10 protein-coding genes are annotated in these 11,874 nt (G+C 56.4%); all 10 read right to left on the minus strand.

Annotation, left to right across the window (positions count from 1 at the left end; translation table 11 throughout):
* A partial coding sequence (locus Q7U71_06815) for a response regulator (protein ID MDO9391467.1) occupies positions 1-524 on the minus strand: 524 nt, incomplete at its 3' end.
* A gap of 20 nt (positions 525-544) precedes the next feature.
* A complete protein-coding gene (locus tag Q7U71_06820) occupies positions 545-3,322 on the minus strand; it encodes a hypothetical protein (protein MDO9391468.1) in 2,778 nt (925 codons plus the stop codon).
* Positions 3,322-4,050, minus strand: coding sequence for a creatininase family protein (locus tag Q7U71_06825; GenBank protein ID MDO9391469.1), 729 nt, complete (start codon positions 4,048-4,050; stop codon positions 3,322-3,324). Before Q7U71_06825 ends, Q7U71_06820 begins: the two co-directional genes overlap by 1 nt.
* Before the next feature lie 86 nt (positions 4,051-4,136).
* A complete protein-coding gene (locus Q7U71_06830) occupies positions 4,137-6,134 on the minus strand; it encodes a tetratricopeptide repeat protein (GenBank protein MDO9391470.1) in 1,998 nt (665 codons plus the stop codon).
* 21 nt (positions 6,135-6,155) lie between these two features.
* A complete protein-coding gene (locus Q7U71_06835) occupies positions 6,156-6,851 on the minus strand; it encodes a rhomboid family intramembrane serine protease (GenBank protein ID MDO9391471.1) in 696 nt (231 codons plus the stop codon).
* Between the two features lie 96 nt (positions 6,852-6,947).
* Positions 6,948-9,008, minus strand: a complete 2,061-nt coding sequence (locus Q7U71_06840) for a hypothetical protein (protein MDO9391472.1) — start codon at positions 9,006-9,008, stop codon at positions 6,948-6,950.
* Between the two features lie 132 nt (positions 9,009-9,140).
* The gene (locus Q7U71_06845; protein ID MDO9391473.1) at positions 9,141-9,440 is read right to left on the minus strand and encodes a DUF4234 domain-containing protein; all 300 of its coding nucleotides are present in this window, start codon (positions 9,438-9,440) and stop codon (positions 9,141-9,143) included.
* A 114-nt stretch (positions 9,441-9,554) separates the two neighbouring features.
* On the minus strand, positions 9,555-9,890 hold the full coding sequence (locus tag Q7U71_06850) for a hypothetical protein (protein ID MDO9391474.1): 336 nt from the start codon (positions 9,888-9,890) through the stop codon (positions 9,555-9,557).
* Between the two features lie 174 nt (positions 9,891-10,064).
* Entirely contained in the window at positions 10,065-10,751 is a 687-nt protein-coding gene (locus Q7U71_06855) for a diguanylate cyclase (protein ID MDO9391475.1), read from the minus strand.
* Between the two features lie 89 nt (positions 10,752-10,840).
* Positions 10,841-11,874: DNA gyrase C-terminal beta-propeller domain-containing protein (locus Q7U71_06860; GenBank protein MDO9391476.1), on the minus strand; the 1,034-nt coding region annotated here is incomplete at its 5' end.

An 11,874-nucleotide genomic window follows, 5' to 3' on the forward strand; every position in this document is an offset into this window, starting at 1 on the left:
GCCTCGGCCTTGATCAGGTCCTTGATCTTGGACATCACGATGTCCAGCACTTCCTTGAGCTTGAGGGTGGAGTTCAGGGTCCGGGCCACCGCATTGAAGGTGGACAGCTCGCGCACCCTCTGTTCCAGGTCGGACAGCAGCTGTTTATTGGAAAGCACCAGCCGGCGGCGCTCCAGCCCCCGTTCCACGGTGACCAGCAGCTCCTCGTGCCCGAATGGTTTGTTGATGTAGTCGAAGACCCCTTTTTTCAGCTGTTCCCGGGCCTCGGAACTCAGGCTTCGGTCCACGAACAGCACCACCGGAACATCTGGCCGGAGCTGGCGCAGTTCCTTTAATATCTGCAGGCCCTTGCGCCCGGCCAGTTCTGCCTCCATCATCAGCAGATCGGCGCCCTCCTGCTCCAGCAGCCCGGCGGCCTTGGAAGGCTTGTCGGCCAGCACCGCCTGATGCCCGTAGCGGGAAAGCACGTGAACCACCGTCAGGGCAAACAGCCGGTCCTCATCCACTATCAGAATCTTGGCCATAGCAGTCTATGTAAATGATTTTAAAGGTTGGGTTTTAATTCGTAGACCAGTTTGATCTCGGCCCGGTCCTCCATCTGGTACAATGAGCCTTCATCGCCCACCACCAGGCTGCCGGATACCGACCCGAATTTAAGGCTTTGGTTCTTCTCGTTCTCGCTTTTAATGGGGGTTTTAAGACCCACCCGGGTGATCTCAAAATCAGCCGCCGGAAAATGATAGTTGCCGTCGGGCAGCACCGCTCCGGCCATGCCGTAAGCCTCCCACAGGCTTTTCTCCCAGGCCTCGGGGCCGGAGATGTTCCCGGCCGCAAAATCCTTTTGGTAGGCCGGCTCGAACCTTTCGGAATTCAACAGCAGGTTGAAGCAGGCCGACTGGTCCAGCATCACCACCGAGCGCATGGGATCGCGGCCGGTGGCCAGCAGGCTGGCGTCGTTGACCAGGGTCCCGCACAGGTCCAGGTCCCCGGCGGCATTGAAGGCCAGCGAGACCTCCCGTCCCGGCTCGCCGGAGCAGATCCCCACCCCCAGCCGGAACAGGGCCTTGAACTCCGGCGGCAGCACTGCATAGTTGGTGCCCTGGTGCAGTATCTCCCGCTCCTTGGCCTCTTTGAACCACTCCCGGTAGTTGGAAAAGTTGTCCTGGATGAACCGCTCGGCGGTCTTCAGCATCTGGCAGGCGCAGTCGGCGGCCAGCCGGGAGGATTCGGCCGAAGGCTGCAGGGCCAGCTCGGCCCCGGCGGCGATGGAGTGGCGGATCCGGACCCCCTTGGCCCCGGCCATCTCCTTGTAGCATTTTTCGTAAAGCTCCGGACCGTTCTCGCCGAACCAGGCCAGGCCTCCGTCCCCGGTGTCCTTGATCAGCATCCCCCCGTGCTGCTTGATGACCTGGGCGATCAGGTACCCAAGTTTGTTCTTGATCTCCCTTTCCCGCTCGGCCTGGTTCAGTTTGGCGCTCATGAAACTGGAGCCCCGGATGTCGTACATCATCACCGCGATGTTCCGCCCGTAGCGTTTCAGCAGGCGGCTCCTCAGCTCCCGGGTGTGCTCGCCCATCATCTGGGGCGGGGAGCAGACCTTGCCCTGGGCGGCCATGATGCAGTGGCGGGAGGTGTTCTTCAATGATTCATTCAGGTACCGGACCTCGTCAAACAATTCCTGCTGCCGCATCAGGGGCGGATCTTTGGCCAGCAGGGGCGGCCACAGCTTGACCAGCTGCGATACCCGGCGGCAGAAGACCAGGGGCTCGGCCGTTTCTTTGATGAATCTCCGGTAACCGGTGATGATCCTTTCCACATGGTACAGACGGCCGCCGCCCTTCTCCTCCACCAGGCCCTCCAGGGCCTTCAGGTCGCTTTGGGCCTCCTCCAGCTCCTGCTTGATCTTTTGATACTGGGGATCTTTGGGGTTGCGCTTTTGAAAATCCCTTTCCAGAGGGCCGGCCCGGCCCTGGGCCAGATCCACCGCCTGGCGGAACAGCTCCATCAGTTCCTGGGAATGCTTCTGGGCCCACTCCTCCCATTTGTTGTCGATGTGCAGCGAATAAAGTTTGAACTGGGCCAGGTGCTGCATCAGGTCCAGGCTGGGATCCTGGGCCTTTGAGGTCAGCATTCCCAAAAGTTCCTTGGCCGGCATCTTTTGAAGATACCTGGTCTTTTCCAGGTATCCCTGCAGATTGCGTTCCTTGCGTTCCAGGTCGCCCAGGTGCCAGAGTTGGGCAAACAATCCCCGCTGAAACTGGACCATGCTGTCGCTGACCTTGGCTGAAAGGGTGATCAGGCTTTCGGAACTGAACTTGCCCTCCACCGTCTTGTTCATCTCGGCGTTGTTCTGGATCACCAGGTCCTGGGTCTGTTTTTTTATCCGGGCGGAATATTTCTGCAGTTCCAGCAGTTCCGTGTTGACCCGGGTTTCCAGCTCCAGCGCTTTCTTGACCACTAATTTTTGAATCTCTTTGACGGCCAGCTCCGAGGCCTGGGGCAGTTTTCCGGTTATCAGGCTGATGATCTCTTCCGGTTTGGTGACATTGGCGGAATTTATCTTTTCCCAAAGCAATTCTTCTTCGGCCTTGATCTGGTCGGTATATAACAGATAAAAAATCCGGGCGAAGAGCCAGGGATTGAGATTATGCTCCCAGAGCAGGAAGGACATCTCTTTGGCCTGGCCGCCCTCGGGCCCGATCGGTCCGTCCCAGGCCTGGTCGGTCAGGCCGTCCAGAATGCCGGTTCCCAGGAGTTTCTGGGACAGCACCTTTTGCCTGATGGGTTTTAGCAGCCCGGTGATCTCCAGCCCCAGCCGGCGGTCAATGGCCGGTCTCAGCCTAAGGTTCTGCTCCGGCTGGCCTTCCCACCAGACCTGGGCCGCCTCCGACATCAATTGCCGGTAGGACAATTCAAATACCAGTGCCAGATTGGACTTGGAGGAGATAAAGTTGGAATAAAGTTCTTCGATGATCCCGTAATATATGTTCTGTCCGAACTCCCGCCATTTGGCCCATGACCCTTCCCCGCCGCCGGTGTGCTCGGCCAGACAGCAGTCCAAAAGCAGCTGGGCGGCCTGGCCGTGGAAATCGCGGGCCCCCCGGGGCAGCTCCACGTAGATCACTCCCGGCTCGGGCCCCTCGGAAAATATCTTGAGGAACCCGGCGTCGATGTGGTTCTCTTCCAGGTAATTTCCCAGCCCGTTCAGGATGCTGCGGGCCTCGGCCGACCTGCCCCAGGTCTCTTCCAGCTTGCCGAAATACCGCCCGGCCAGGGCAGCCTGTTTTTCCAGCTCAGCTATCTGTACGGAGATGTCTGCCATCAGTCCAGTTTCTCCCAGGCGTTTAAAATTGTCCGGGCTTCTTCCGCTATCAGCTTGACCGCCTCTCCCATGTATTTGCGGGCCTTGGCGGCATCAAAGTCCGGATAACCCTGGCCCCTTTGGTTCAGGATCATCGAGGTATGAAAGGGATAGGGCGTCATCCCCGGCGGATAATCGCCCACCTCCTGCTTTTGGTAGTCTTCCCTGGCCACCAGGCCGGGGTCCACCGCCATCAGGGCCGCCAGTTCATCTGCTCCGGCGTGTCCGGTGCCTTTGAAATATTTCTGGCCGACTGCAGCCGAAGCTTCCCACCAGTGAATGATCAGCGTCCTGGACCTGTTTTGCTGCCAAAGGTACGGGCCCACCGGCTTCAGGCAGTCGTTGTTTCCGCCGTGGCCGTTCATTATTATCACGTACTTGAACCCGGCCTGGGTCAGGCTCAGGGCGGTCTCCTTTACATAGGCGGTCAGGGTTTCCGGGGAAACGGTCAGCGATCCGGGAAAACCGATCAGCGACCTGGTCAGGCCGTAGGGAATGGTGGGGGCCACCATGGCGTTGAGCGGACCGGCCAGCTTTTGGCAGATATATTCCGGGATGAAGGCATCCGTCCCTAGCGCCCCGGGCCCGTGGGCTTCGATGGTGCCCACCGGCAGCAGTACCCGGTTGGTCTTGCCGGGGACCAGTTTTTGGAATTGTTTCCAGTTAAGCCTGGCCATTGTTCTTTCCATGTTCACCGTCCTTGCCCTGACTTTGTTTCAGTTGATCCTGAAGTGGTTTTCCCCGCCAAGGGCCGTCAGGATAGAAAATGAAATGTTTACTTGGATCGGTAGGGTTTCAGTTTGGCCAGCACGGCCGGATCAGGAGCGGCCCCCAGCTTCAGCGCCTGGTCGTAATGAATTACCGCCTGGTTGTAGTCTTTACGGAGATAACAGACATAAGACAGCTGTTCGTGGAACAATGGGTTTTCCGGGCGGATCCTTAGAATGGCCTGCAATAAGTTCTGGGCTTTCTGGTAAGATCCCTGGCTGATGTACATTTCGGCCAAATTGTAACTGGCCGTCTGATTCCCTCCATCCAACGACAGGGCCTTAAGATACTCCCTCTCGGCTTGGTCGTACGAACCGACCTTCAGATGAACGCTCCCCAGATTGGCTTGGGCCTCAGCCCAGTCCGGTTTCAGCCTTACCGCCTCGCCAAATTCCCGTTCTGCTTCCGGCAGTTTCCCGGACAGAAAATAAAGGCTGCCCAGATTATTATGGGCCGAAGCCAGCCGGGGATTGGCCCTGATCGCCTTTTCAAATTGTTCCCGGGCCTGATCCGGCAGGTTTTGCTGGTAATAGACGGACCCCAGGTTGTCCAAGGCTTCGGCCAGATTGGGACGATACTGCAAAGCCTTTTTGAACTGCTGCTCCGCCGGTCCGTGTTTGCCCTGCATTTGATATAATATCCCCAGATTGTTGTGGACCCCGGCGTAGTCCGGCGTGATCCCCAAAGCTGTTTGGTATTCCCTTTCGGCCTGATCGTATTTACCCTTTTCCTGAAACAACAACCCCCGGTTATAATGGACCAAAGAGTTTTGGGGCGACTTTTTACCGGCCGCCGTCCAGAATGTCTCCCGGTCCTTAAAATCGGTTGAATACCAGAATGTCCCAAAAGCCGCAATCAATATGACCAATCCCGGGACCATCGCGGTCTTTGTCTTGGCCGTTTCAAACTTGAACTGGTTCACCTGGGAAAACGCCGCCAGCAGACCCATGAAAGGCAGATAAAACCTGTGTTCCAGAGCCAGCGTTATGAACGATCCCCTTATCATATTAGGCAGCAGGAACAGCGCTGCCCATAACAAGCCAAAAAGAAAGAAGGATTTATTTTTCAGCCGGACCCGCCAGACCAGGCCGGACAACAACGCCAGCGCTGCTGTCCCGTAAAAAAATGAGCCGATCTCCGGCCCGGCCACCGGCGAAAGGTTGATGGGAAGAAGCGCCTTGCCCAGATAAGAGAGTACTCCGGCAAAGAATTCTATTGGAGCAATGAATCTTCCGGCCTGGCCCTCCGGGCTGAACCCCAGGGCATTATTGCGGGCCCAGTACCATGACAGGAATATGGCAAACCACAGAACCGCATTCAGCACCAGCTTTTGGTAGTGCCTTGGCCGTTGGGGAACTAAAAAGAAATATCCCAGGCATAGAACCGGCATCACCAGGGCTGACTCCTTGGTCAAAAGAGCCAGGGCAAAGAACAAACTGTTCAAAAACAGGTATCGAAGCTTTCCGGTGGCTGCGAAGTCCATAAAAAGCATCAGCATCGGCAGTGCAAATACCGCCAGCAACGAGTCGTTCCGGCCCGGGATCCAGGCCACCGCCTGGGCATTCAGGGGATGGACGGCGAACAATAGTGAAAAGAACAGGGCCCGGCCCGGCCCGGCATGAAGTTTTGTTAACAGTTTATAGAACAACAGACAGGCCGTCAAATGCAGCAAGACGTTGATCAGGTGGTACCCCCAGGCCGCCAGACCGCTCAGCTGATAATTGATGATAAATGAGGCGGTCAATAACGGACGATAAAAGGCAGTGAAGCCCCTGGTCAGTTCCCCGTTAAAGCCCAAGATAATGTTCTTTAAGGAACTTAAGCCCGCCAGATTGTTGAGCACCAGGCTTTCATCGTCAAAATAGGTGAAACCGAAACTGACGGTCCTGAGATATACCAAAAGTATTGACAGGGATATCAGCACCCGGGGCCAAGCTCCGGTCAATAACTTGCCGCCCGTTCTGCCTGATCTTTCCGTTGATTTATGACTGGAAACAACTGCCATTATTCATCAATGGTTTAGTTTTTAATTATCCCAAAAAGCACCGGGTTTTGCAACATAATTCTGCCGTTTTCTCCATCCTCCCATCACGAATATCAGGACCATGCCGCAGGCAAACCCTCCGATGTGGGCGAACCAGGCCACGCCTCCGCCCTGCCCCCTCAACGGCAAACTGCCCAAGCCCAGCACCAGCTGCAGGATGATCCAAAAACCCAGCACCACCAGGGCCGGTATCTTGATGATCCGGATGAAGAAACCCAGGAATACCAGGGTCAGGACCCGGGCCTTGGGGTACAGCAGGAAATACGCCCCCAGCACTCCGGCAATGGCCCCGGAAGCTCCGACCATGGGAACGGCAGAGCCCGGATCCGTGAGGATATGGGCCCAGGCCGCCCCGAACCCGCACAAAAGGTAGAAGGCCAGGTATTTGAAATGCCCCAGCGCATCCTCCACATTGTCGCCGAAGATGTAAAGATAAAGCATGTTACCCAGAAAATGAGCCCAACCGGCATGAAGGAACATGGAAGACATTATGCTCATCCAGCCCAGGGCCCCGGCCGAGACGACCTTTTCCGGCACCGCTGCATACTGGACCATGAAAAGGTTCAGTCCCGGCCCCAGGCTAAGTTCATAAAGGAAGGCCAGCGCATTGATGGCGATCAGCAGCGTGTTGATGAACGGAAAGCTGGAAGAAACTATGTCGTCTTTAAGCGGGATCATGCCTTGACCTTTAGATTTTGGGCGGATAGTGGAAGTTTGAATATTTTCGCGTTTTTTCGCGGGATGGGCAACTTAAGGGATCTGGGTTCCTTCCCGTCAAACCCTCCCCCATTTCCGGCGCAGGAACCACTCTGCCGCCAAAAGCAGGCAGATGGCCAGTATGCTGAAGGTTGGATCGTTTTGTGAAGAATACGGAGCCCCAGGTATTTTTATGTTCTTCTGCCAGCCGCCGTCTTCAGAGATATCATTTTCATCCCAGTATTTTCCCCCGCTGGCCGAGGCCATTGACCTAAGCAACCCTGCGTTCTGCAAATGGTCCCGCAGTTCATCCCTGCCCGGTTCCACAAAGAACCTTCCCCTGGCCGAAAATATCTTCTTTCCGCCGTTCGGCTGAGCCGGGCCAAATCCAAGTTCCAGACCGGTGGTGTAAGAATATTGACCGGGGTCAAGATCTCCCAGTTCCGCCACAAAATCGCCATTCCCCCAGTCGGCCAGTTTATATGTTGTTTTATGTCCAAAGCTGTCAGTAATGGCAACCGACCACTTGGCGCTTTGTCCCGCTTGACGGGAATAGTTTTTCCAGCGGCCGTTGAATTTGATCTCCTGACCCTGGGCATTGAGTATCCTCTCAGGGCCGGCCAAAAAACCGGCGCCGTCACGGCCCAGAACCCACAGCAGGCTGCTTTGCACCATTTCCCCCAACAGGGCGGTATCACGGCCGGCCCCGGCCGCCGCCAGCTTCCAGCGCCAAAGGTCTTCGGCCGAGATATGCACGATGCGTCCCAGGCCTTCTTCCGCCCTGGCCCAAAGGGGATAGGTCTTTTGGTCGGAGGTTTGCAGGCCGGCTAAAAGAAATATCCTTTCATCCCTGATGCCGTAGTTTTTATTCAGTGACAGCGGCGGCAGTCTTTTTAAACCGGGCTCTTTGGTGATCTCCAGCATTCCGGTGTTGAAAAGCTCCGGGGCCGGCCAGGCAGTGCCTATCACCGGTTTGATCTCCCGGCTGTAAGATATGGGGGCCAGCTGCCCGAGTATCCCGCTCTGACGAAAACTGCCCAGCAGGAAAAGGCCCCGGCCTTTTTGCCGCACCAGGTTGACGATGGCTTGTTCCGCCGCCGTTGGAAGATCCCCGGGCTTTATGTTCCCAATTATGATCGCGTCATATTTGTCCAGCGAATCAAGGTTGCCTTTAGCTTCCCGCCCCCCGGAAAGGATCTTTTTCCACCCCGTCCCCTGTTTTATAAGGATATCAGCGGTATAGGCGGGATTGAGGCCTATGGCCTGCTGCCAGAATCTCAGGTCCCAGCCGGGATCCGAACAGATGAATAACAGCCTGAAATTCTTCTTGACCACGCTGATGACGGCGGAGGCCTGGTCCAGCCGTTGTTTGCCGGAGTTCTCCAAAACTATCGTGTAACGGTGAAGGCCTTCCGGTTTGGGTATCAGTCCAAAGGTCAACACCGTATCGCTTTTAAGGTCCAGCCTCTTCTCCGCCAGTTTAACGCCGTTCTCCCACAGGCTCACCCGGCCTCCGGTCAGCTTCCCCTGGATGTTCAGGCTGATCTCGGCCGGCTGGCCGGCCTCGACCTCGTTATCGTTCCAGACATCGGTGATCAAGGCATTTTTTAAACCGCCGGTCGGGCCGAATCCGATCGCATATATTGGAATGCCGGCTGCCGCGGCCCGGACCGGATCATCGCCCCGGTTGTGACCCCCGTCCGATAAAAGCAGGATGGCCCCGGGCTTGTTCCGGCCGGCCGATATAAGAGCCTCGGACAGGTCGGTATATTCCAGCGGTTTTACCAAGCTGCCTGGCAGGCCTTCCGCCAGCCCTTTCTCAGTTGTCCGGTAAACCGGCGTTTTTCGCCCCGGCAGATCCAGGCGGGAAGCAATGACTGCCGCCCTCTGCCAGCGGTTCTGGGGCTGGCCGTCATTAAGGGTCATGCTTTGGGAGGCATCGGCCAGGACCAGCAGGCTTTGTTTTTCCCTGCCCCGCAATAGGGGAAAAAGGTCCAGCAGGACCAGGCCCAAAACAACGGCCGTCCCCAGACGCAGGGCCAACAGCACCGCCCATTTTGACCGGGAAAGGCCAGAACGCTCCCGCCACCCCAGCACCAAAGATGCAGCCAGCAATATGATTGTCAACGTCCAGATCATGCTTTGATTATACTTTTAACCTTGACTAAAGTCAACTTGCAAATCAAACAGGCCGCACTAAATGAACATCCGCCCTGCCGAATTATTGGACAGAGCGGATGTTTGGTTTCAAGCCTGCTTCCCCCGGGGAGATCAGGCCACGTTCTTATTGAAGGAATCCTGAATGATGGCGGCGCCGATGATGCCCAGCAGGAACTGCAGAATAAAGGCCAGCACCCCGGAGGTCTTGCCGCCGGTCACCAATTCCACGCCCTCGGAATACTTCCACATCCACCACAGGTTCACTAAGGGGATGATGATCAGCCAGGCGGTGGGTATCTGGGCGCCCTTGGCGTTCATTTCGATCTTGGTCTGCACCACCCAATAAAGTCCGTAAAATCCGAAAGTAACAAAGGGAAGCAGCAGTACCGCTATGGGATTCCGTTTTTTCATGGCGATCTCCTTTTGGGGTTGTGGTTGGTGTTATGTTACTTGGCCAATTATATCGATCGTACTTGATTAACTATACCTTTAAAATATCCCGAAATCAACAAATATTTGAAAATATTACTGCCTTACGAAATGGGGCATTTCCATTGGTATCTCCAGGGACAGTTCCACTAATCCGCCGTATTTCCCGTCCTGGAACCAGGGGCACTGATAGATCAGTTTCTTCACCCCCTGCTTCTCAATGGTGTAAACATTCCTGCCCTGGGTCTTCAAAAGATCCAGCAGCTTGGTCCGGGCCGGCTCGGGGTGGCACTCCACCAGGCTTTGTCCTATCAAGGCGGCTCCGCCGTATTTGGCGAAGGTCTTAACCGCCCTGTCATTCATATGCAGTATGATGCCCTGAGGATCGCAGACCGTCACGGCGCCGTCAAATTCTTTTAACCAGTCGTTCATATTAACTCGTTTTATATTTTACGATTTCGGTGCCCCTTCGACACGGACTTCGGCAGGGCCTCGATGAACTCAGCCTAACATCTCAGTCTGGCAGCTCAGGGCAAGTATTTTGTAGTCAGTCAGATAGATATTCTTTGTGCCTTGGTGTCTTTGTGGCTAAAAGATAATCTTTGCTCAGTATTTCACCGTGTTTCTTCCCGCCCGCTTGGCCTCGTAAAGCTTGGTGTCGGCATGGTGCAGCATGACCAGATGGCTTTCCACCTTGGTATTGTAGGATATGCCCTGGCTGATGGTCACTTTCAATCCGGTTGTCAATTGATCCCAGTCATGTCCCTCCACCGCCTTCCTGATCCGCTCGCAGACGAAGATGGCCCCGTTGGAAGGGGTTTCCGGCAGCAACAGCAGGAATTCCTCTCCGCCGTAACGGGCGATAAAGTCCACCTCCCGGGAGCTTTCTTTCAATATTTGAGCAACAACCATCAATACCTGGTCCCCCGTCTGGTGACCGAAATCGTCGTTGATCCGCTTGAAATGATCCAGGTCGGCCATTATCACGATCAGGTTCCGGTTATAGCGCTGGGCCCGGAGAAACTCCCGGGACAGCTGGAGATCGATGAAACGGCGGTTATACAGCCCGGTCAGGCTGTCTTCGCTGTTCTGGCGCTCCAGCACTGCCTTCTGTGCCTGCAGTTCCTCCAACAGCAGGGTCTTCTGCTGGTTGGCGTCGGCCAGGGTCTGATATAGGTTCTGCAGTTCCGAATATGCCCGGTTCAATTCATCTATCAGCTCTTCTTTTTTCAGGTCTTTTTTTTCGTTAAGAAGGCTGAACCTGGACATGAGTTTTTTGACTTTGTTTTTCATCTATCGGTAAAGGTTTTCCGGGTCCCTCAATGTGGACTGATTAAAGGACAGCCCAGCCTGATCGCTCAGTTCTGGGCTGTCTCGGAATATCACTTATCTTCGGTCTCCCCGTTGGCTTCCCCGTTTCCCTCTTCTTCCGAGGCCGCCAGCCTGGCCACGTCCACCACCTGGTCCTTGTCATCCAGGTTTATCAGGCGGACCCCCTGGGTGGCCCGGCCCATCACCCGGACGTTCTTCAGGGCCAGCCGTATCACCTGGCCCCCGGCCGAGATGATCATCAGTTCGTCGGTGTCCACCACCTCCTTGACCGCCACCACCGGGCCGGTCTTGTCGGTGATCTTCATGGTGATCACGCCCTTGCCGCCCCGGCGGGTGACCCGGTATTCCTCGATCTCGCTCCGCTTGCCGAAGCCCTTAAGGCAGACCGTCAGCAGCGAACCCTCGCGCTTGACCGCCACCATCCCCACCACGAAATCCTTCTTGTCCAGGGTGATGCCCCGGACCCCGGCCGCATTCCTGCCCATGGCCCGGACATCGCTCTCGTGGAAGCGGCAGGCTTGCCCCTGGTTGGTCACCAGGATCACATCCTCGCTGCCGTCGGTCATCTTGGCCTCGATCAGCAGATCCTTGCCGTCCACCGTGGCCGCGATGATCCCGGCCTTGCGGGGATTGGCGAATTCGGACAGGGCGGTCTTCTTGATGGTCCCCTCCTTGGTGGCCATCACCACAAAATGCTGTTCGTCGAATTCCTTGACCGCGATGTAGGCCGCTATCTTTTCGTCGGGCTTCATCTCCAGCAGGTTGGATATCTGCCGGCCCTTGGCCGCCCGGCCGCCCTCCGGCACTTCGTAGACCTTCAGCCAGTAACAGCGGCCCTTGTCGGTGAAGAACAGGATGTAGTGGTGGGTGGAGGCGATGAACATCCCCTCCACGAAATCCTCGTCCCGGGTGGTCATTCCGGTGACCCCCTTGCCCCCCCGGCCCTGGCGCTTGTAGGAACTCACCGAAAGCCGCTTGATGTAACCGGCGTGGGAGATGGTGATCACCATGTCCTCCTCGGCGATCAGGTCCTCCACTGAGAACTTTTCCTCGGTGGCGGCCAGGATCTCGGTGCGGCGGGGGT

It is taken from the genome of bacterium (genome assembly GCA_030655055.1).
Lineage (GTDB): Bacteria > Edwardsbacteria > AC1 > AC1 > EtOH8 > UBA5202.